The organism is Catenovulum maritimum (assembly GCF_001050375.1).
GTDB classification, from domain to species: Bacteria; Pseudomonadota; Gammaproteobacteria; order Enterobacterales; family Alteromonadaceae; genus Catenovulum; species Catenovulum maritimum.
Genome location: NZ_KQ130482.1, coordinates 428,787 through 452,075 on the forward strand (window position 1 = coordinate 428,787; position 23,289 = coordinate 452,075).

At 37.8% G+C, this 23,289-nt stretch carries 17 protein-coding genes and 1 pseudogene; 7 read left to right on the plus strand and 11 right to left on the minus strand.

The window, feature by feature from the left end:
* Window positions 1-842: 842 nt before the first annotated feature.
* From XM47_RS01510 to XM47_RS01520, 3 genes are all read left to right on the plus strand, one after another.
* The gene (locus tag XM47_RS01510) at window positions 843-1,763 is read left to right on the plus strand and encodes a reverse transcriptase family protein (protein ID WP_281175787.1); all 921 of its coding nucleotides are present in this window, start codon (window positions 843-845) and stop codon (window positions 1,761-1,763) included.
* A 1-nt stretch (window position 1,764) separates the two neighbouring features.
* Window positions 1,765-3,159, plus strand: a complete 1,395-nt coding sequence (locus tag XM47_RS01515) for an AAA family ATPase (RefSeq protein WP_048688584.1) — start codon at window positions 1,765-1,767, stop codon at window positions 3,157-3,159.
* Window positions 3,160-3,698: 539 nt separating this feature from the next.
* Complete coding sequence (locus XM47_RS01520; RefSeq protein ID WP_172656488.1) at window positions 3,699-5,306, plus strand: methyl-accepting chemotaxis protein; 1,608 nt, start codon at window positions 3,699-3,701, stop codon at window positions 5,304-5,306.
* 300 nt (window positions 5,307-5,606) lie between these two features.
* Here XM47_RS01520 and XM47_RS01525 read toward each other — a convergent pair whose 3' ends face one another.
* Window positions 5,607-9,275, minus strand: a complete 3,669-nt coding sequence (locus XM47_RS01525; protein WP_048688590.1) for an Ig-like domain-containing protein — start codon at window positions 9,273-9,275, stop codon at window positions 5,607-5,609.
* Window positions 9,272-9,736 (minus strand): hypothetical protein, encoded by a 465-nt coding sequence (locus tag XM47_RS01530; protein ID WP_048688592.1) that lies wholly within the window; start codon window positions 9,734-9,736, stop codon window positions 9,272-9,274. Before XM47_RS01530 ends, XM47_RS01525 begins: the two co-directional genes overlap by 4 nt.
* A gap of 459 nt (window positions 9,737-10,195) precedes the next feature.
* On the opposite strand from XM47_RS01530, the gene XM47_RS01535 reads away from it, so the two are divergent.
* On the plus strand, window positions 10,196-11,047 hold the full coding sequence (locus XM47_RS01535) for a type 2 periplasmic-binding domain-containing protein (RefSeq protein WP_172656489.1): 852 nt from the start codon (window positions 10,196-10,198) through the stop codon (window positions 11,045-11,047).
* A 134-nt stretch (window positions 11,048-11,181) separates the two neighbouring features.
* Here the strand turns inward: XM47_RS01535 and XM47_RS01540 are convergent, their stop codons facing one another.
* The 4 genes from XM47_RS01540 to XM47_RS01555 are packed head-to-tail and all read right to left on the minus strand — an operon-like array spanning window position 11,182 to window position 15,409.
* On the minus strand, window positions 11,182-12,219 hold the full coding sequence (locus tag XM47_RS01540; RefSeq protein ID WP_077066429.1) for an SMP-30/gluconolactonase/LRE family protein: 1,038 nt from the start codon (window positions 12,217-12,219) through the stop codon (window positions 11,182-11,184).
* A 5-nt stretch (window positions 12,220-12,224) separates the two neighbouring features.
* Entirely contained in the window at window positions 12,225-12,875 is a 651-nt protein-coding gene (locus XM47_RS01545) for a bifunctional 4-hydroxy-2-oxoglutarate aldolase/2-dehydro-3-deoxy-phosphogluconate aldolase (RefSeq protein WP_048688595.1), read from the minus strand.
* Complete coding sequence (locus tag XM47_RS01550) at window positions 12,876-14,210, minus strand: MFS transporter (RefSeq protein ID WP_048688601.1); 1,335 nt, start codon at window positions 14,208-14,210, stop codon at window positions 12,876-12,878. It lies immediately after the preceding gene.
* 44 nt (window positions 14,211-14,254) lie between these two features.
* Complete coding sequence (locus XM47_RS01555; RefSeq protein WP_048688604.1) at window positions 14,255-15,409, minus strand: mandelate racemase/muconate lactonizing enzyme family protein; 1,155 nt, start codon at window positions 15,407-15,409, stop codon at window positions 14,255-14,257.
* A gap of 166 nt (window positions 15,410-15,575) precedes the next feature.
* Between XM47_RS01555 and XM47_RS01560 the strand changes: the two genes are divergently transcribed.
* Together XM47_RS01560 and XM47_RS01565 are read left to right on the plus strand one after the other, a co-directional pair.
* A complete protein-coding gene (locus XM47_RS01560) occupies window positions 15,576-17,897 on the plus strand; it encodes a beta-galactosidase (RefSeq protein ID WP_053084491.1) in 2,322 nt (773 codons plus the stop codon).
* Between the two features lie 231 nt (window positions 17,898-18,128).
* Entirely contained in the window at window positions 18,129-18,686 is a 558-nt protein-coding gene (locus XM47_RS01565; protein ID WP_048688606.1) for a YiiX/YebB-like N1pC/P60 family cysteine hydrolase, read from the plus strand.
* Window positions 18,687-18,731: 45 nt separating this feature from the next.
* Here XM47_RS01565 and XM47_RS19490 read toward each other — a convergent pair.
* From XM47_RS19490 to XM47_RS01580, 5 genes and pseudogenes are all read right to left on the minus strand, one after another.
* Window positions 18,732-18,863: pseudogene (locus XM47_RS19490) on the minus strand (IS256 family transposase); the annotation flags it as partial.
* A gap of 184 nt (window positions 18,864-19,047) precedes the next feature.
* On the minus strand, window positions 19,048-20,082 hold the full coding sequence (locus XM47_RS01570; RefSeq protein ID WP_048688609.1) for a CobW family GTP-binding protein: 1,035 nt from the start codon (window positions 20,080-20,082) through the stop codon (window positions 19,048-19,050).
* Between the two features lie 23 nt (window positions 20,083-20,105).
* The gene (locus tag XM47_RS18810; protein WP_245623397.1) at window positions 20,106-20,303 is read right to left on the minus strand and encodes an SEC-C metal-binding domain-containing protein; all 198 of its coding nucleotides are present in this window, start codon (window positions 20,301-20,303) and stop codon (window positions 20,106-20,108) included.
* A gap of 64 nt (window positions 20,304-20,367) precedes the next feature.
* Window positions 20,368-20,763 (minus strand): MerC domain-containing protein, encoded by a 396-nt coding sequence (locus XM47_RS01575; protein WP_048688611.1) that lies wholly within the window; start codon window positions 20,761-20,763, stop codon window positions 20,368-20,370.
* Window positions 20,764-21,196: 433 nt separating this feature from the next.
* Window positions 21,197-21,700 carry a DM13 domain-containing protein gene (locus XM47_RS01580; protein ID WP_048688613.1) on the minus strand — a complete coding sequence of 168 codons (504 nt, stop codon included), beginning with the start codon at window positions 21,698-21,700 and terminating at the stop codon, window positions 21,197-21,199.
* A 246-nt stretch (window positions 21,701-21,946) separates the two neighbouring features.
* On the opposite strand from XM47_RS01580, the gene XM47_RS01585 reads away from it, so the two are divergent.
* On the plus strand, window positions 21,947-23,176 hold the full coding sequence (locus XM47_RS01585; RefSeq protein ID WP_048688616.1) for a hypothetical protein: 1,230 nt from the start codon (window positions 21,947-21,949) through the stop codon (window positions 23,174-23,176).
* Window positions 23,177-23,289: the final 113 nt, after the last annotated feature.

Genomic DNA, 23,289 nt, shown 5'->3' on the forward strand with positions numbered 1-23,289 from the left:
TGATCGGAGTCATCTAACTAAACAGAAGTTACGTAGATTAGCTATTGCCGTTTTAGGATTGATAAAACAGCAATAGCTCATTTTTTAATTAGTGGCTTTTAACTGGACAATTTCGATATCAGCAGCCGTAATCGCGCTTTATTACGATACGCGGGTGGAAAATAACTTGTATCTATGCCACCCAATTGCATCAACCATGGCCATTTAATTACATACAGCGTTGCCACCGCTTAGATGTGATAGTATCAAAGGACTGCTCCGTGCCATAAGCAGACATTGAGGCTAACTCATAATTGCCCCATTACGAGTTTAGTCGAGCGTCGCAAATGAGCGAATTGCGGACGGTCGAAATTTTAAACATTACCGCATTTTATTTTATATAAGCAGACGCTTAGCCAACATCGTTGATGTGCAAGTTATGTTGGAATATATTGCAGCTTGATTTTTTGACTAAAAATCTATATATTTAGTGGCATACCTAGCGACTAGGAGCATCTCCAGTCAGTATGCAAGGTCACTACAGGCTATGAGTCATGTTACCCTTACGCCAATTCGCCTATCTGTGTATTGGCGTAAGAATGTAACCTACCCCTTCCTTTTCCTTTCAGAAATCCCTATTCACTCATTCCTGTTACAATTATCAAATTTTTTGCTGGCGTACAGATAAGAAACATCCACACCATATACATTAATCTTTTAGCCAGTATACTGATAACATAACGTATTAATAAGTATAGGTTTATAGGCGGAGCATTATACACGTGAACGGTGAGAACAATAGACGATGTCTACAAGAAATATTTGTCTCGACATTCCATGACAAAATAATGTTTAAAGACTTCATGCAAATTGATGTGAATGGTGAATTTCAGAAGATTAATCTGAAAAAACGTACAGTGTACGCTCCTACACCTAAACTAAAATTGCTCCACCGTTTTATAAATAACACTGTATTAGAGTTCGCAGACTACAACGCTGATGTAGTTTTTTCTTACAGAAAAGGTGTAAGTATTCGTAATGCTGTTGAAAAGCATTCACATAATAATTTTTTCTTTCAAACAGACCTATCGAACTTCTATGGCAATATTCACCAAAGTGAAGTTCAAACGGCATTAATGAATCAGCTTAAAAATACACCTGTGTTAGACGTGGAAAAATATATCCAAAGAATAGTAGAACTAGTTATTGTTGATGACCATATTCCTGCCGGATTCTCGACGTCGCCTCTATTAAGCAATATTTGCCTATTTAGCTTCGATAATGAGCTTTTAAAATATTGCCAGGCACATGACCTTACTTATACTAGATATTCAGACGATTTAATTATATCCGGTCAGACTAATGAGTTCGCTGGAGATATTGAACCAGTAATTAATAATTTACTGGCCGAGTATGTAAATACCGGAATTAGTATCAATAAATCTAAGACTAAACTTCACAAAAAAGGGCACAAATTCAAGTTACTTGGCTTTAGTATTCTACCAAATGGGGTTGTTACAATACCTAGTGCAGATAAAAAAGAAATCGAGTCTCTGCTTTATTTTTATTTAACGGATAACAATAAATTTGAAAACCATTTTAAGAATACTCAGAATCCTAAGGATATAGAGTCCTATGATAAATCATTAAGAGAGCACGCTTTAGGTACACTATCGGGAAAATTGATAGCTTTTAACTCAATGGACAAGCAGTACGTTTCTAAATTACGTCGAAAATATGGCAATACAGTGATTGATATGTTCATCAGAAAGTCGGTGAAGTAAATTGAATATTACAATTACAGTTAGTAATGTTCAACATATACACAAGCAAGAAGTCTCCTTCGATTTGTCTAAAAATCATCTTATGTGTATTGCAGGTAAGAACGGAGTGGGAAAGACTACTTTGATACGTGCTATACGTAATTTAGCCATAAATAATACATTTCAAGAAACCGCCGCCCCATATATATTTAATAAAGACAGTAAAATCAAATATTCAATTGATAAATTAGCTGAGCCAATTGAATTTACGTTCAACAAATTTTTAAAAGGTATAGACAGTCGGCAAGATATACCAGAAGAGCTTAAGTCTATTATTAATGTCGAGCTACCAATACCCCATGGAGAGCGTTTTAACCACTTCAGGCGCTTATCTGACATTGACGAATTATTGCGAGCTAAAATAGCTATAGGTGAATTCACAGCACCAGCAGAGTTAATTACATTCTTGGAAAGGATCTATGGCGAGAATAGATTCGAGTTGTTAAAACAAGTTGAAATCAGTAAAACCACTTACTATTTTATTCTCAAAGATGAAGAGGAAAGGTATTACATTAGGGAAGATTACTTTAGCTCTGGTGAGTATTTTGTTGTTAATTTGTTTAAGCAAATTCAGCAAGGCAAAAAATTGATTGTAATTGATGAAATAGATATTTCGTTAGATGCTAGTGCTCAAGTTAATCTAGTTAAAGTGCTTCGAGAGTATTGTATTCAATATCAAACAAATATTGTGTTTACCACTCATTCACTTGCGTTGATGAAAACACTAGAGGACGACGAATTATACTATATGGAGCCAGTTCAAGGACCTGATGGTGCTCGCATTTCAGTCACGCATCGTTCGTATAACTTCATTAAGAGTGTAATGTATGGCTTCACAGGATTTGACAAGTATATACTGACTGAAGATGAGTGTTTAGCTAACTATATCAATTATTTAATCAGCACTTTTGATAATGGGGTATTTTTTAAATACCAAATTATCTACATTGGTGGTGCGACTCAAGTAATTGATCTTAAGAGGCGAAATGATAATGCTAATTTTCTTTCTGAACCAAAAAATATAATGGAAGTATTAGATGGTGACCAAAGAGGAAAAGCTTATACACATGATGTTGAAAATTTGATTTTTCTGCCATTTTTGAACATAGAACTTGAGTTATATAGAAGGTTTGAAGCGGGAGAACTTCCGATTTCTGGTTTAAGTGAAATAACTAATAAAAAAGAAACTGACAAAGCGAAAAATTTATACAAACAATTGACTAAAATAGATTACGTACGTGGAGCGTTGATGTCAAAGGAAGATATTTACGCTTATTTGGAAACATTGAACCCAGATGGAGTACAGGAATTCAAAGAGCATCTTCGTGAATTTTTAACCATCGAGTTTGATAAATAAGATCCTAACTAAATCATTTTCGTTTTATATCAGTGGTTATATATTGTCTTGAATTGAGTAATTAAGCAATTTATATCCAAAAATATCATATGTGGACGGCTGCTTTGAAATTTTTAATAAACTAAGCAAGAATGTTCTGAACGTCCGCTTCTGGCACAGAGCCGTCCTTCGGCTCTAAATTGTTTCTGTCCAAAAACGTGCTAGAGTGGCCGTCCGCTTTTCGCGCAAAGCAGAAATATAGGCTTTGTGCCACAGTGAACTTAATTTGTCAGCGGCAAACTTAATGCAATTCAGTGGTGACCGTAAATGTCATTTGGTGGCTGTGTTGAATGATAATGACTGGCATTTTTGATGTAATAGGCTGGCAAATTTAATGTGATTTTCCACGTGGGGGCGGGGGCAAACTTATTGATTCCAATTCGGTAAATCATGTAACACTGATGCAGTTTTCGACTGATATTAACTTTATCACTTGATTACCTGAAAGTTGTTTCTTAAAGGTCAGGTCTCATTAAGACTGGTTAATAATGGGACTTATTATGAGAGCTTTTTTTCAATCTATTAGTGGCAAGGTGCTGCTTGGTTATTTATCTGTTTTTATCATTACTTTATGCGCCGCTAATATTTTAATTAGTGCGAATCATAAAGTTAATTTAAAAACGAGCGCTTTTATTGAGCAAACGCTGCCGCAAATTGATTTAATCAATCAGTTAGATTCAAATTATATGCAAGCCTTACTGTTTGCATATTCTTATTATGGAACAACCATAAATCCAGCTGAATATTTAAAAGTCGTTAAACCATTGGACGAAAAGATTAATCAGCAAGTCAAGAAGTTACAAGTAATGGAATTAGCGAACTCGGATTTAACTGCAAAAAATAACCGTTTAATTCGATATCTATATGACCTCAATAAAATTATGCGAGAATCATCCGTAGACTGGGATGCGGCGAGGGATTTACTCGTTCAACTAGATAAACAAGCTATTCTAATCACAGAATCTCTGGATCAAGTTAAAATCAAAGTATCGAATCACGCTAAATATGAAAGCCAAGTTATTCTGGATGATCTTGATTTTAGTTATTATGTGTTACTCAGTTTAGTAGCGGGTATCTGCCTCGTATCTGTAATTGCTTACTTAATATCTCAACAAAAAATAACTGCGCCGATTAAACACTTAACCAGTAATTTGAGCATAATATCAGACCAACACGATTTAAGCCGTGCGATAAGCTTAAACTCTAAAGGTGAAGTTAAGACTATGACGGATAGTTTAAACTCATTATTTGATAACTTTAGAGGTAGTATTACTAAGGTTTCTTTAGCGACTAGCCAAATATTTGAATCAAGCCGACACTTTACCGCTAATAGCCAAAGCTCAAACCAATCAATAACAGATCTCAGTAGTAAGGTTGAACAAGTTACTGAGCAAATGCAAAATCTAGAGCATCAGATGATAGAAAGTTTTGAATGCTCCCAGCTAACAGCGGCGCAAGCCCAGCAAAGTGCTGACTTGGTCGCAGCTGGGCAAGACAAGGTAGTTGAAAGCGCCAAAAGTATTAATGAGTTAGCGGTTGATATTAGTAAAACAGCCGAAATTTTAAATAGTTTGCATCAATCTGGAGAGCAAGTTTCTGGGGTCGTCGATACGATTGCTGATATCGCTGCTCAAACTAATTTACTGGCATTAAATGCGGCTATCGAAGCAGCTAGGGCAGGAGAATCTGGACGCGGATTTGCTGTTGTTGCCGATGAAGTACGAACATTAGCAACTCGAACGCATCAGTCGACAGTAGAAATAAATAGCATGCTGGTGAAAATAGTTGAGGCGATTGGCTCGGCACTCGCCACTATGGACTCTAATCAAGCAAAGGTAAGAAAATCTGAAGCGCAAGCTGAGTTATTAGTAGAGTCATTAGAGTTAACTCGAGGTCATATTTTACAACTAGCTGATACCAGTATTAAAAATCAAGCTTTGGCGGCTAGCTCAGAGCAAAGTGCTAAGAATATGGAGCAAGATATTATTCAATTTAAGCAGGTCGCAAACAGTATATCTGATGGTAATTTAAGAACGATAACCAGTGCCGAAGATCTAACTGAGCTGGCATCTCAATTAAATGATTTAGTCAAAGTTTTTAAAACATAATAGTTTAAAAGTAACGGAAATTTTGAGCAAATACAGCTAATGCATGTGAAATATTATCACTTTTGATTCTATGCTCTGAGGCAAGATTTAGTTATAGCTCACAGATATTTTGGGCTATTTTTCCTTGCTAATAAGGTATTAGGTGCGTTGAATTTGCGTACATAATAGCCAGCTATGACGTACGCAAATTGTCCTTATGCAAAGAAAAAGCACATCTCGAGAAATAAAAACCAATAATATCAATGATTGGATTGGTTAACTCACCTCTAGTCCCGAGTTAAGGTTATTTACAGCTTATTTTTATAATTCTATATCATCAACATATAGCTTTCTGTCAATTGAAAGTAGATATTGAATCAAGTCAGCTTTCTCCTGCTCTGTAAGTTCAACTTTATGATCAGCGGTATTTAATACTTGATCGATAGAATTTGCCTGACCGTTATGGAAATAGGGGGCGCTGTCCCATAACTCGATTAATGTCGGGGTTCGTATGGCCGTCAATGCTGCCCCGAGTCTATTACCAGAAGCGGCAGTTATTGTTCCAACGTCGTGCATATTGCCATCTCTAAAAGCATCTGATTGGTGGCAGCTATTACAATTTTTATCAGTAAAAACTTGTTGCCCACGACTAGCCGAGTCTGTTAAATCGCCATTGTATGTTCGATATGGTGAATGTTTGACTCTTTGCTTGCCAAGTCCATTTATATAAGCGGCTAATGCATCTAGATCATTCGATAGATTAGCGCTGACGTGGCTGATAGGATCGTCGTTAGCGCCAAAAGTTTGTCCTTGAACTAATCCGTCCCCTCCATTCAGTCTTTCAATTTGTAATTCAAAATCTTGTACTTCATCAAAATTACCAGACCAGTGTAAGTTGCCAAAACGTGTGCCATTTGAGCCATTTAGCGAAATAGTATTGCGAAGCCCTTCACCGAGTGAAGTGATATCCCAAGTTCTCCCATCGTGACCAGCACCATCATGGCAGCTCGCACAACTCATGTATCCTTCGTTGCCCATTTGCGGAATTGAAGAGTGATAGAAAACTTGCAAACCCTTAAGTTCTTCAGCAGAAAGTGTTTCTGTGGCAACTGTCGAAATAGTTTCAACGTTAGGGTTGATATCGCCCTGATTTAAATAAGACGAAATATCAATTGCAGAAATACTACGATCAGTGAAGTTTTTAACATATAGAGTACGCAAATTACTGCACATTTCTTGAGGTGCTCCACCGACTCTAAATCTTGCTGTAGTGTTGTTTTCAGCATTTGTTACTAAAACCACATTGTTACCTTGAAGCGATATCGCGTTGATTTGTTCATTGACTAGATAAGTTATGCCCGCTGGATCTGAAACGTTATCTAAATCTATCGCGTTATCACGGCTGGTCGCGTCGATATTTGAATCGATATTATTGGTTAAATCTAGGGTAACTATGATGGACCTGACGGTATTATCATCGTCTAGCGCTTCTGAGTTTGTACTCCCTGCACGTGAACCACGGTCGGTATTCGCTTTATTGGCTGTGATATAGGCAAATTCGCCGGCCGAATCAATCACGATACTGCGCAAATAATTAGGTACCCCAGAGCCATGATCTATGTCATCTGGCACTAAAATTTTATTCACTGTTATGGTTCGAGTTAAGCTCATATTTTGGCTGATATCGACATCGTAGACACTGCCATGGTCTAACGCTGAGATGAATCGAGTTACTAGCAGCCTATCACCATTTAAAGCCATTGCTTTTGGGGTAGAGCCTAAATATAAACGTTGGACAATTTGTTTTGTGGATACGTTAATTTTAATAACTTCGCCACTGGCATACAAAGCGACATAAACGAAACCATCTTGCGAAACAAGATTAATTGGTTGAGTACCATGACCAGTATCAATTGAGAATTGAGGCTGTCCATCGGTATTAAAAAACACCACTTTATCGTCATTTTGATAAGTTACTGCTTTCAGCTCACCTGTTTGTGTGATTGAAGTAGGTGTTTCGTAACCTAGGTTAATTTCCATTTTATAGCTATGTGTCTTTTCTAAAGTATCCGAATGAAAAGATGATGTGATGATCGCGATAGTATCGTTGTCTGGGTTAACAACCCAAACATCTTGGTTTTGCTCTGTTTGTGCGCAAGATATTTGAGACGACTTTGTCGGAAAATAACTTACTCCACTATAACTGGGTTCAGCGTCTGGTTCTGGTGGGGTTACTGGTATTCCAGGTGTTGCACCATTCAGTAAATCGCCATCATTAGTGGTGAAACTAAATTGGTAATCTTGCATCGTATTACCCATGAAATCTTGAATACCAGAAACACTAACTTGATATTGGGTGTTTGCTGCCAAATTTTCATTAGGCCAAATCGATATCATCCCAGTATGTGCAAGCTGATAACGAAAATCTATACTTTCGTTTGTTGTTAGATTTGTCACTGAGACTGCATTTTCAACTGTTTCTGTTCTAAGCGTCTCAGGTATATGGACATGAATAAAAGTGTCAATCGGCACACCAACTTGTTCTGCTAGTGGTCTATGCCCTGCTACATATGGAGCACGAGTATCAGGCTCATCACTTGTTACAAAAAAGCACATGCCTTGTTCATTTACATCATCAGTCACCCACCAGTCGTAGCCACCAAAGATACCAACTTGACCAATTGGCCTGAAATACTGGCTGCCGTCACACTGGTTTGCAATATCGTCAAATTTATACACGATTTGGTCAAACTCTTGTGCATCTATTTGACCATCTTCAAATAAGGTTTCGCAAAGCGCCATATTTACTTGGAAGTGGTCGACATAGGCATATTCATCTTGAAAATTAACATACATAGGATCACTAGAGCCGTCTCCATCTGAATCATTATTTTCATCTTGATCAAAAAATATTTCGCAGGTTACTTTAGGGTTTTCTGGATCTAAAAAGTCGACAATGAATAAGCTAGGGTAGTCTCGTTTCGGTACATCTATGCCATCTAAAGCCCTAGCAGAGTAAACCATTTTACTTGCACCATATGCCTCTACCCAATAACCGCCGACGCCGACTGTATTGCCACTAGGTTCGGTTCTTTGCTCGTTATAGACACTCAGTAAACGCGGTAACCTACCTTGTTTAAAACCAGATACATCATAAACAGCTAAGCCTGTTGATTGTTGATCGGATGCTACAACCAATAAATTCCCTAACCATGTTGGAAATCCTGTTACACCTGTCGCGGCTAAATGATCCCAATGAACGATAGGCTCACCTAACCAAACCCCTAGGTTAGTTGGGCCAAAAAGGGCTTCTAATTCTGGATTTCCTTCAACAGACCAAGGATTAATTGGGCCACCTTCTATATGTTTTGAGCTATCTCGGATGATATATTGACCTTGATTGTCAAAGCCATAATTCCAATAACTACGAATATAATAGGGCGCTGTCATATGGACATATGCAATTGGGTCATATCCCCAATCCCAGTAATTTTCATTGGTGTTAAGTTCACCATCTGTGCCTGCTAGTTCAGGGTGATGGCTCAAATCACCTGAGTTTCTACCGTATAAAAGTGGGCCTTTATTCGGATCAAATCTGACTACCGTCGCATGAGCAGCAATTGGCATACCCGGATGGCAATCATCAGTATCACAAGTTAATTGTCGATATAAGCTGGGATTGGTTAAATCCGATAAATCCCAAGCAGAATCTCGGGTGCGGTTATTTAAGGTAATACCATCTAATGGCTCTCCCGTAATGGGATCGATAAAAGTTGTTGAAGTGGTTCCTGGTGCTTCAGGTAGGTTAATTAATATAGGACCTACCGGCATTAAGATAGCCGTTCTGCCGTATTCAGTTCCGCGTTTTGCTAAAAATTCACCTTTTGTACCGTAATCTTGGTTGCTAGGATATTCGACGGCTAGAGTTTGAAAGCTTGTAACAATGCCAACGGCGGCGCAAGCATGGACTAAATAATTGAATAATTTCATTGTATCGCTCCTACTTGAATTGGAGCGCTAAAAACACTGTTGCCAAACTCATCAAAAGACTCAATGAATAATTGACCACCACTTAACCTAGATGCAGCTGTTAAACTCGCCTGATTATTACTGGTAACAAGTGTGTTGAATTCACCTGTATTTGCGGTAAATAAAATTCGATAACTGTGGGCATTACTTTCATCCCAGCTTAACAATAAATTCCCTGAGCTGTCGTCCTGCAATTGCAAGTTTGTAATGGTTAAACTTGCTAAATCAGTTGTGTTCAAAGATTTAGCGGGTGGCTTTGGATTGTAATTAACAACCACAGGTTCTGGCGTAGGGGGAGAAATAATGGGAGGTTCTGGGTTATCCGTTTCATCTTCAATTGAAATTGAAGCGTTACAGCCGCTTAGTAATAAAATTGTCATCACACTAAGTCCACTTTTCGTTAATTCATTTACTAATTTCATATTGCCTCTTGCATTAGACCGCTAAATAAATATTTCCTTTCAAAGATAGAACTTGAATATAAGACAAATATTTCAGTTTTATTCTAGCGATTATGAAAAATTAGACAGTGTTAACAAAAAAATGTGGAGAGGTGGTAGTTAATTTAAATAATGATATTGGAGAGGCAAGGGACGCAGCGCGTTGAAAAATTAACTTAATCATCAAGTAATTCATTTGTGTTTTTATAATTGAGTGTATTTTCAGGCACTAGGTATAAGTAGCTGAAAAAACGTAACTAAAATTCATTTTTATTTTTTGTTATTAATCTTTAGCTGCAAATATTGATACTGCATTTTAGCTAAGAGAGTCTATAAAACTAATCAATTATGAAAGATAGGCTAGAATAATAGAATGTTTAGACGTACACGGCTTTTCGTATCTTAATGCTCCCATATCAGTTGTTTATAAAATTTTTATATTTGACCTGTTTTTGGCTTGGTGCTTTTTCAGCCGGTGCTGCAGATATCGTTAATATTGTCAAAGGTCAATCTGCATTTGACACTCGTAATAAATATACAGATGCAGTACTTAGATCGACTCTAGAGCAAAGCACAGATAAGTATGGTCCTTATGTCTTAAATTACGTTAAAGAAGTTATACCTACCCCCAGAATTAGCCAGTTTCTTGCGGATGACCATTTATTAAACGTAGCAATCGCACTGACTAACAAAGAATGGGAGCGGGATTTAATTACTATACGTATTCCTATTCGCAAAGGCCTACTAAATTATCGACTCCTATTGATAAATAGAAAAAATTCAGACAAATTTAAAAATATTAAAACGGTCGAAGACCTAAAAAAACTCTCTGTTGGCCTTCGAAAAACTTGGGTGACACATGGGGTAATGTCTGATTTAGGTTTTAGTATTGTTGATGCATTTGCCTACGATGCTATTTTTTCTATGTTACAAAAACAAAGGTTTGATTATATCCCGCGCGGAATCTACGAAATTTATGATGAATTAGAGGCGCGTAAAGAATTAACTGACTTGATGATAGAGCCTAATTTAGCCCTTCATATACCCGCACCAATTTATATGTTTGTGTCGCCTGCACATCCCAGAATTGCCAAGCGACTTGAATATGGACTTAACAAAATGGTCGTCACTGGTAGGTTAAATCAAATTTTTGACGATTTTTATGGCGATTTAATTAAAAGAGCGCAGTTACATAAAAGATTAATACTAGAGGTTGGTAACCAACAATTGCCAGAGAAGACACCAATACATGATAAATCGTTATGGATAGATATATTGAACCAACAAAAGTAAAGTTCAGATATACCTCAATAGTAAAATTATCACGGTAATTTAATCGATAATATGTTCAGAGGTTACGTCTTTTAGGGGTCATGAGAATGAGTTCGCTAGGCTAGAAGCTAACCGCTTCTAGCCTATTTCGAGTTTTATTTTAGCGCGACACTCATTAACGTATCGTGAGCTGTTAAATATAAAGTTTTTTCATCTGCTGATAAGGTGCAGTTTGCAGTTAATTTACCTGTGTAGATTTTCGCTAATACTTTTCCTTCTGGCGTGATAAGCCAAACACCGCCTGGCCCAGTTGCAAATAAATTACCGCTTGAATGCAAAGCCATTCCGTCCGGCATACCTATTTCGCCTTTTACCTTAACATCGTCAGTGGCGTCGATTAATAATCGCTTGTTGCTGATGCTGCCATCAGATTCAACTTGATAAGCTAACCAACGAGGAAATTCTTCATCAGACACAGCAACATATAAGGTTTTTTCATCTTTTGATAAGGCGATACCATTTGGAAAATTGATACTATCATCGAGTAGTTCTAGTTTACCTGCTGGGTTAATACGAAAAAGCCCCTGAAATGCCAATTCTTTACGTGGATCATTTAACCTTTCTTTTAAACCGTAAGCTGGATCTGTGAAGTATAAGCTGCCGTCAGAATGATAGACTGCGTCGTTTGGACTGTTTAAACGCTTGCCGTTTAAGTTGCCAGCTAAAGTGATAAATTTAGATTTAGGCTTGTCTAAATCTGAGTCCATAATGGCAACACGTCTGTCCCCTTGCTGCAATAATACAAGTTGACCTTTAGAGTTTATCAATAGGGCGTTTGAGCCTTGGTCATGGTCTCCTTCAAATAATCCAGTTGCCCCGGATTTATTTAAATAAAGCTCTGCGCCTTTTCCTGGCTGAAACTTCATAATTTTATTATTCGGAATGTCTGAATATAATAGATAGCCAGCGTCTGGTACCCAAACAGGCCCTTCAGTCCAAATATGGCCTGAAGCTAGAGTTTCAATTTTTGCATTTGGACTAAGGTATTTTTCGGCCTCTGCTTCAAAAATTGTCACTGAGGGTTTAAACGCTTCTTGTGCGGTGCTTATTTGATGAGATTCATCTTTAACTGATGCGCAGGAAGCTAGCAATAAGCTGCTCGACAATAGGGTTAATATTTTTATTTTTTTCATCTTTATTATTCCATTGGTAATTTAGATAGATATGATTTGATATGCTTGATTAATTCTAATTTTTCGTTTTCTGTTGTAACTGCTCGGGTCAGATCATTGCCGACGCCAACACCGACGGCTCCAGCATTGAACCAATCTGTGATATTGTCTAAATTTACGCCACCTACAGGCATAAATGGCACGCCTGAAAAAGGACCTTGTAAATCTTTAAAATACTTCACACCTAGTGAGCCAGCAGGAAAAATCTTGATAAAATCTGCCTTAAACTCTATGGCTTCTGCAACTTCTGTTGGGGTTAACGCGCCCATTAGCACAGGTAAACCATGGGCGTGAGCTAGCTCAACAACATCTTTGTTGGTATTGGGTGTAACAATAAATTGAGCACCAGCTTCAATTGCACTTTCTGCTCTTTGTATATTAGTGATTGTCCCTGCACCAACTAATGCATTTGGATAAGTGGCTCTTGCTTCACGGATAGCTTGACAGTATCCGGGGGTATTGGCTGTGACTTCTAGTGTAGATACCCCTGCCGTAACTAAACACTCAACAACCTTAGCCACTTGATATTCGTTTTTTAGCCGAATAATGGCGACTAGCTTGCTTGCTTTAATTTTTTCAGAAACGGCTAAGCGTTTTTCTAAGATAGATATATTCATTTATATTGCCTTTGCTTCTACTGATGGTGATTCTGTTGAAATTCGTTCAATTTTTCCAACTAAGAATAAATAAGCGCATGATCCAATTGCAGCTAGCGAGGCAATAAAAATGAGGGCTGGCTTAAAATCACCTCCCTGTACTAAAAAACCAATAATGATGGGGACTGTTACCGCGGATAAGCCACCAATTGAGTTAAAGCAACCGCCAACCAGACCAACTAGATGTTTAGGTGCCAGTAATGAGACAAATACCCATGCAATTGATGATAAGCCGTTGCCAAAAAATGCGATCGATAAAAAGGTAATCACCCAAAAGGTATCGTCAGTGTAATTTGCGCCAAGAATAAAGATAGTTAGCAGCATGCCTACAATGATAGGGGCTTTGCGCGCGACTTCTTTTGAAACGCCTTTTTTAACTAAAAAATCAGAGCTAAAACCCGAGACTAAAACACCACAAAAGGCCGCTAAAAATGGCACAGAAGCGAGAAATCCGGATTGAATAAAATCTAGTCCACGGTACTCAACTAAATAGGTTGGGAACCAAGTTAAAAAGAACATTAAAGTACCGCCTAAACAATATTGCCCTATGTATATTCCCCATAATTTTTTGTTAGAGAAGACCGCAATAAAGTCTTGTTTGCTGATCTTAGTCTCTTTCTTTGGTTCTTTGCTGTTAGTTGAAGTTGTTTTGACTTCATCAGCTTCGATGAGTTTCAATTCTGACTGGTTTATACTGGGATGATCTTTAGGATCTCGGTAAAAAATATACCAAACGACTGCCCAAACAATACCGATAATTCCCGAAATTATAAATAGCCCACGCCAACCAAATTGACTTTGAATTAGTGCCAGTACAGGCATTAAAAATGCCAAGCCAATGAATTGCCCTGAAGTATAGACGGCAATGGCCGAAGCTCGCTCGTTTTCCGGAAACCAAGTTGTCACTATTTTATTGTTACAAGGGTAAGAGGGCGCTTCAAATACGCCTATTATCATACGGCAGCCAATTAAAGCGGCAAAAGAGCTAACTAAACCTTGGACTAAAGTGGCAATTGACCAAGCAGTCAAAATGAAAGGATATAAAATTCTAATTTTAACTAAATCCACGGTTAAACCGCCTGGAATTTGCAATAGTGAGTAAGTCCAGCCAAAAGCTGAAAATATCAATCCCATTTGGACTGAGCTTAAAGACAGCTCTTCCGTGAGTGCAGAAGCTGCGACTGATATATTTGTTCTGTCCATATAATTAATCACGACACTGATAAAAATGAGCGTGAGTATTTGAAACCGCTTTTTGGTTGGCTTATCACCAATCTTTGTTGTTTGTTGTAACATGACTGAGCCTTATTTTTTCTATAATTAATTTGTGCTTAAATCGATTACCAGTTGTTATAAGAACCATCTACTTTGTGCAATCTTGGGGGCTCCCAAAACTTAAATTCCAAGTTCTCAATGAGTGATTCGTTAACATCAATCCCCAAACCTATGGTTTCTGATACTTCAAACGCATTATTTTTAACTTCTGGGCGGTTTATAAAAAATTTGTCATAGTCAGACATATCACCGTCATATGGCGGTAGTTCTAGCCAAGCTAAATTACTAATAGCAGCGCAAAAGTGAATTGACGCAGCTGCACATATTGGACTGAGTGGGTTATGCGGCATCATATCTATGTAATGTAATTCACACATGGCGGCTATTTTCATTGCTTCTGTGAAACCGCCAGCATTACAAATATCGATACGACCGTAATCTGTGATACCTGTTTCAACAAAAGGCGCAAAGTCCCATTTACTGGTAAATTCTTCACCTATGGCTAAAGGCACTGGACATCTTTGTTTTAAAGACTGATAGGCTTCTGGGGACTCTGCTCGAATCGGTTCTTCTAGAAAATCTATGGTGCCAACTGGCATGCGCTGGATGAATGAAATGGTTTCTGGAATGGTTAACCTATGGTGATAATCAATCCCTAAAGTGACTTCTGGGCCTAGCGCAGCTCTGGCTTCGGTCAGCCATTTGGCGGCTTGTGCAATTGATTTTCTACAATCGAAGAGCTCAGAATGGTTAGGGTTACCGTGTTGTCCGGTTGTAGCTCTGATAACTCGCCAGCCTTGTTGCTTTAGCTTAACAACATCTTCGACTAGTTCTGGCCCGAGCGGTACAACACTGGTTGAAAACAATGGAATGGTTTGGCGCTGTTTACCACCAAGCAGTTTATAGACTGGAATTTTTAAGCTTTTAGCGACTAAATCATGCAGTGCAATATCGATGGCTGAAATAGCGGCTGCTAGCACACGGCCGCCTTCAAAATATTGGCTCCGATACATTTCTTGCCATATTGCTCCAATGTTAGAAGGATCTTGGCCAATTAAGAATTGCTTAAAATGCTCTATTGCTCCAATGACAGCTTGTTCTCTGCCTGATAAGCCTGATTCACCCCAGCCGTATACACCCTTGTCTGTTTCAACTTTTACTAAGCAAACATTGCGAAAGCCTGCCCAAAATCCGTATGCTTTAATGTTTGTTATTTTCATTCTAATGCCTATTTATTCATCACTAATTTTATATTACACTCAAAAATATAAAAATTGCACATAATTTATTTTATTTTGTGTATTTATGTTTTAGGCCTTGTTAAAATATTGATTAAATGTTAATTGTTGACAAAGTTTAGGCGAAAAACGTTAATTGGTGAATAGAATGATAAAAAATAAACTGAGAAAATCTCTGATTATCCTAGCTTCAAGTTATATGGCTTTGGGATGTTCGGAAAACTCGCAACAAAAAACTGAGTCGAGTCAAAGTCAGCTCAATCAAACTTATTTGTATCAATTTGATTTGGCGACAGAGCTAAATGATTTTCTTGAAGAAAATACTCAGCTTAGCTTAATTCCTGAGACTGCAGCGATAGAAAATGCGACTAGTAAAAGATTAAGTGTGACTTTTTTAGCCAAAGAGAATTATAAATCGTCTTTAACTATTCAGCCTAAAAAGCCATGGAATTGGCAGCAAGATAAGGCATTTTATCTTGCGCTTGATATTGAAAACCCAACGCAAGACTCTACTCATATATTCGGTCAAGTTATTGATAACAAGAAACAAACGCATACTCGAAGCGTTGTGATCCCAAAACAAAGTAAGCACACCTTTTATATTGAATTGAAAGGTGAAGATCTGAATCAAGAGACAGGTATTCGGTCAAACCCAGCTTCGTGGCAGTCTAAAGACAAACCTTTCATTTGGCGCTGGGGAGTTAAAAACTTAGATTTAACCCAGATCGTCAAAGTCAAATTTAGCGTAACAAGCTTATTAAAAGATAAAACTATAATCCTAGATAATATTCGGTTAGTCGACAGCCCCGAGATGGACCCGAATTACCTGGCAGACCTAGTAGATAAATACGGCCAAAGCACCAGAGTTGATTATCCACAAAAGGTAGAGACTGATGATGTTTTACAAAAGGTGAGTCAAGCTGAACTTGAACAGCTCGACGGTAAATTAATGCCAGACAGATCTAAATTTGGCGGGTGGAAGTTTGGTCCTAAATTAGAGGCAACAGGCTATTTTAGAGCGGAAAAACTAGGCAACACTTGGACTATGGTTGATCCAGAAGGTTACTTATTTTATTCGCACGGTATTGCTAATGTCAGAATGGCAAATACTACGACGATAACAGGACGAGATTATAAAAAGCCAATTCCTCAAACGGCGGCAAGCGACGTTACTCCGGAAGATTCGAAAGGGGTTATTCGTGCCAGTGATGATGTTTTGAAAACCGTATATGTTGCCTCTGAATTACGACACAAAATGTTTCAGTGGTTGCCTGAATATGATGATAGCTTAGCTAAGCACTTCGGCTATCGACGAAGCGTGCATACGGGGGCACTTGAAAAAGGTGAAACCTTTAGCTTTTATCAAGCTAATCTAGAACGAAAATATGGTGACGATTTTATTCCTAAATGGCGAGATGTCACAGTTGATAGGATGATTAACTGGGGTTTTACCTCATTTGGTAACTGGATAGACCCTATGTTTTATCAGTTAGATCGTTTCCCTTACTTCGCAAATGGTTGGATAATTGGTGATTTTAAAAAGGTGAGTAGTGGCGCTGATTACTGGTCACCTTTACCCGATCCTTTCGATCCTGAATTTAGTAAGCGTGCAAAAGCGACTGTTGATGTGATTGCGAAAGAAGTACAACAAAACCCTTGGTGTGTCGGTATTTTTATTGATAACGAGAAAAGTTGGGGTAGCACATCAAGTTTACAAGCTCAATACGGCATTGTTATCCATACCCTTAATCGCACAGCAACGGAAAGCCCAACAAAAGCTGAATTTGTAAAGTTGATGCAAACTAAATATCAAACCATTGAACAGCTCAACCAGAGTTGGAACACGAAAATTAGCAGCTGGAATAGTTTTGCCACTGGTTTTAAAACACAAGATTTAGAATCTTCAGCCAACATGATAGCGGATTACTCAGCTATGTTGAGTCATTATGCTCAAGCTTATTTTGACGTGGTGAATAAGGCCCTGAAACAACAACTGCCAAACCATATGTATATGGGTGCCCGTTTCGCAGATTGGGGCATGACGGCGGAAGTTGTTGAAGCCGCGGCTAAATATGCAGACGTCGTGAGTTACAATTTTTATAAAGAAGGTTTGCAAGACAAGCACTGGGCTTTTCTGGAACAAATTGATAAACCTAGCATTATTGGTGAGTTTCACATGGGCGCAACTGATACTGGGCTATTAAACCCTGGGCTAGTTCATGCACAATCTCAGCAAGATAGAGCTGATATGTACACAGAATATATGCAATCAGTACTTAAAAATAACTATTTTGTCGGAGCACATTGGTTCCAATATACAGATTCCCCTTTAACCGGACGTGCCTATGATGGTGAAAATTATAATGTTGGCTATGTCAGCGTGACAGACACGCCTTATAAGGAAATGGTTGAAGCAACTAAAAAAATTACACGTGATTTATACTCAAATAAATATGGTCATTTAAAGTAATTTGGCTGGTGCTCAACGTAACTAAATACTAAGGACTGGGTTTGTAAATTACTTTGGCGTTAGATCACTGCCTATATTTAGCTCAGCTGTGATCTTTGGTTCAAAATGAAGCAAAGAATAGGAGTAATAATATTTGAACCAGTATCAATAATTCTGTATTTTTAATGTAAATTGTATTCTTAAATCTAAATCAGCCTCAATTAAGCTTAATTGAGGCTATTAGGAAAAATTATGCATTTAAGTCGGATTAACATTGTTAATACTCTCAATAATGGTGATTTAGTCTTTTTTAGTGGGAAAGATTACATTTCACGTACGATTAAAGTTGTTCAATTTAGCCGCTGGTCTCATGTTGCTATGGTTATTCGACCGCAGTGCTTCAATTATGAACCCATTATTTTGGAGTCTAGCGGTAAGATGGGGCAAGTTATTATGACACCACTATCTGATCGTATGATTAGCTATCGAGGTAAAATTGGAATTAGATATTTGTCTGGTGTCGAGTTTAGCGATGAAGAAATGTATCAACTGAAACTTGCTCAATTTGATTTTTATGGCAGGCCATTTGAGACAAAAAAATTTGAAATGTTAAAAGCTTGTTTTCGACCTTTTTCGAATAAAGAAGAAGATCTAGAAACGGTATTTTGTAGCGAACTTGTGGCTGAGCTTTATCAAGTAATGGGTTTGATTTCAGAAGATCATAATAGTAATAACTTTACACCAAGAAGCTTATCTAGGCAGGTACCCTTACTTCGAGGTGAATTATCTAAAATGCGGATATTTAAGTGATGTCAGATTTTTATGACCCAGTAACCTATTCTGTAACGGTCAGGTTTAAATAACATCTTTCAAACGGTCTTCGAATTCAATCATAAATCGATTCAAGGCCTTTTTCCAATTTCTTATCGGCATCGTCCATTTTTCGTTTTCGGATGCCTGCTCAATCGCCAAATAGATTACTTTTTTCGCTCTACCTTCAGCTTCTTCTAACTAGGATAAGCTTTTGACTTTAAACCTGCATTCATAGCTAAGTCACAATTGACTGAGTCTCTTATTTGACTGAATGAGCTTTTTATCTTCATTGTTTTGCGTAATTTAAGTTTTCTTTCTCAGCTTAGTTATTTTTTATCCGGCAGAGGTGAGGGGGCTTTTAATCTGTTTCCATTAGATTTAAGCAAGCTAGCAGTTTTGTTTCTAGCTTGTCATCTATGTCAGATGCAATTATTTCAATATAGCTTTCTTTGCTTTTGTCACCAGATGGTTTGAGTTTGATCTCGGTTAAGCCATCAGAGGTGATGTTATAGCCAAATCTCCCCTTATCTGTGATTAAACTGGCTTTAATACGTTCTGCATTGATCGTTAGTAACAGGGTTTGGAGTTTGGTGTGGTCAAATATTTTTTGATCAGAAAATCGCCAGCCGACACTCGTGAAACCTTCTCCGCTATTAACCGCTTTTATAAACCCTGATTCAGGTATAGGTATGTCTGAAACTAAGGTTTTTTTGGTTTGATTATGTTTATGATTGTCTTGATATTTGCTCGTTACTGATGAATTTAATGTATTTAAACCAGCTAGTTCTGCAAGTGTGATATTGCCTTGCTGTGCAAATATGACTTTGGCATTGGCTTGCCCTTTGACTTTTACATAATCAATTAATCTTGCTTTGTCTTCATCCTGATATAAGTCGACTTTGTTACCAACAATTGTGCCAGCAATCGCAATTTGCTGGTTAAAGGTTTCATGCTCGGTGTAACGAGGATCGGATAATTTTCGTGCGTCGACTAGTGTGATTGTTTTTTGTAATGCTAGGGTTTCTTGGTAGTACTGACTTGAAAGCACTTTTAGTACTTCTTTGGGGTGACCCAGCCCAGTAGGTTCTATAAATAGGCGATCTGGCTTCGCGGACACGAGCAGCTTATTTAATGCAATTTGCATCGGCACGCCTGCTGCGCAGCACATACAACCGCCGGGAACCTCTTTTATATAAACACCTTGTTGTTGCGAAAATTGTCCTTCAAGCAAAGCGCCATCAACCCCAATTTCGCCAAACTCATTGACTAATACTGCCCAGCGTTCATTGGCTGGCTTGTGTTTAAATAATTGTATTATGGTTGAGGTTTTACCTACGCCTAAAAAGCCCGTAATAATATTAGTAGGAACAGAGGTAATTTTATCTGGCTTCATCATTTCTCTTTAGGTCTAGTACTTTACCCACAACATTTTTTAAACTTTAGGCCACTCTTACATGGGCAAGGTTGGTTGCGACCTATTTTAGCTTGGTTATAAACTACAGGGCTTTGTGGAGCACAGCAACTTGATTTACTACAACAACTACTATCATTTACTTTAGTTTCATTTATGATTGCAGGCCGCTTGGTAACTTGATTATGGTTAATGCTAGTCAATTATTAAACCTTTTTATAATTTATGTAGACAATGCTAATTTGTTTGAGATCTGGAACTTCATTTTTAGTGTGCGCAGTTTTTATTGTTTTGACAGCGTTTAAAGTTGCGTAAATGAGCACTGGCCACAAGAATAGCACCTAATAAGGTTAATATTTTTTCGCCTGTTTCGCCCAATATATCATGAGCGAAAAATACGGCTGTGACCATTAAACTAAGGCCTAGTAATCCCCAAGCAAATAAATTGTATCTTTGATGCTGTTTACAGCCCATGTTTAATGCATAAATGCTAGTCGGAATAACGGCGAGTAGCATCCAAGTATGTAGTGCTTCATTTTGCAGCTGTAGTGTTACTAAACTTGGCAACATGGTTAGTAAAACGGGTAACACTAAACAATGTGTTGCACATAACATAGATAGCCCAATTGCGAATTTGTCTGTTAATGCTTGTGTTGTTTTCATGCTTCTCTCTATTTTTATTTTAAACTTGGAAAATTATTGAATTCATTCAAGAGTCAGTTTTTTAGACTTGGCTTAGGAATAATTTAGCGTCTCGACTTTTTGTTATGTTATAACATATCTTGTAATTGCGCTAGTATATGTATTAGGATTATTTTATTAAATCTAAAGGGTTTTTACGATTAGGCTGCAGTGGTGGAATAATGTTAAACCTGAAAGAAGAAAGGCAGGCACCGCTTGTAAGTGACTAAATTAAGCGTTAAATTTAGTCACTTTATTGATTGAAAGCGATCTTGAAAAGTCATTTTAACAGTCTGTAGCTTACAAGTGAGTATGAAGCCAAGTAAGCTGAAAACGGGTAAAACGATTAGATAAAAGTATTCATTTTAGGTGCCGATCTCATATCGGATAAGCACCTCTTCCTTGAGCTTGTTGGTTACATAAACAAGCCATCGCCAAAGCTAACATTAAAATCTGCACACCATACGCTCAACCCGTTTAGCTGATCAAGTTGTGCAGCAGAAGTTAATGTGACATCTATCGTATCACCACTATAAACAGTTCCATTTAGCATATTCCCTAGTGCAAAACCGCCACTGTCGTCACTGTAGACACCGTCTATACCACCGTAAAAATAAACAGCAGGACCATCGCCGTCATAGTTAAATGCAGATACGCGTATAGTGCAGTTGTCGAGTATTTGAGCTGAGCCACTGACATCATGGGCTAATGTACTGAAAACCATAGTTTTACCTACGTTTGGATGATCGTTTTCATCACATTTATATTGTGTGTTCATATCCATATTGTCGTCTGACATTTGCTCTGAGCCTTCATCACTGGCGGCTTTTTTTATATCAATAGTAGTGTCAGTGCCGCAGGCCGATATTGTTAAAGTGGCTGCCAGCATTAATCCAATTCGGGTAAGTTGCAATTTCATTGATGAGTCCTCTAGCTTATTTAAATAACTTTTATCAAGACATTTAAACCAGACCGGGAGTTGTTAAAAAAAATTTCAAATTATAGTTTAGTCATAAAAATAAACCTGCTGGCGCAGGCTTCTGTGAATTGTTATGGAAAATTACAGAATTTAAAACTAACGACTAAATTTGAATTTAATGATTTATTTTGATTTAATTTTGTTGTTATTGTAGTATTTTTGTTTTTTATTTTTTGGGAAATGGTTATGGATATTTGGAAATCTGCATTAAGCACATTATTCGCATGCTCTTTGGTGTCATGCGGTGGGTCAGGGAGCTCTAATGAAAGTAAATTGTCAAACTCGGATATTCAGCAGGTTAAGTCGGAACTGGCCAATTTGGGATATAGCGACTTTTCTAAGATGTCAGCTCAAGAGGTACAGCAGCTTCAAACTGCACTAAGACAACAAGGTTTCGGTACCTCAGATATAGATAAACTGTTTGTTGCCTTGGGTGTTGGTGGGGATAGTCCTGAACAAGAATCCCAAAGTGGTGAAAGAGACAATGGTGAAGAAGATAATAATAGCGAGCTATCGACTAATGTCATAGACTCAAGTCTATTTGGTTATTGGAAAGCAGAGTCGCAAGACCACTATGTGGTGATTGGGAATGCGTCATTTGTGGAATATGTTGATAAAGGTGGGTGTTATGAGGCATTTCCTTACAATCTAGTATCCAACCAAAATAATAAAATATCTGTTTCATCTGTCGCTGATGGCTCTATATCAGCAGCCGCTCTTAGCCTTGAAGGTGGAAGTATATCAGCTGAATTGCCTATCGGGGGTATTCAAACCTATTCATCTGTTACTTTTATTCCGTTTGGTATGAAAGGGTGTGCTAGCAATAATCCAATCCGGATTGAAATTGATTTTCGTGCTTTACCACAAGCTATCCGACAACTTGACACAACTTATCGAGTAAATGTATTTTTTGATGTGAATCGTAATGGTCAATTTGACGTTGGTGATCTAAATGTACTTCTAGTCAAAAGAGCTAATGTGAATACTGGCGGCACTTATGCAGAGGTCCCAACCGATTTGAGTGCCACAATAACTCTAGTTAACGAATTTTCAGACCGAATAGCAAGTCGTTCAAATGCCGACAATGCTATTTCTGCTTCTGTTTCTGGCAATACATTAACTTTTCAAGCAGATGCTAGCCAAGCTGCTTTATTAGCAAATTTATCATCGACAACTCCATTTTATGTACAGACTAATTTATCTTATTCATCACCAGATAGGACGCCTTATCCAGACATGACGATGCAAGATGAAGGGCCTTGGCTGTGGTCTGAATCAAGTGAATTGCATTTAGATAGATTCCCAGATAACGGTTACGCAGATTTTAGTGCTGCAATTTACCATGATGCTCTAAATGATCAGACTGGTGAAGCTGGTTGGGTTGACATTGAATCAATAAAAATTTCGTTTAATTAATGTCATAGCCCGAGTAAATTGTATATAGCCAAGTACTCGGGCAAATTTAGAGAGTAAATCGTGCGATTATCTATTTCATTTTATAGCACGATATAAATCTTATTCATTCCAAT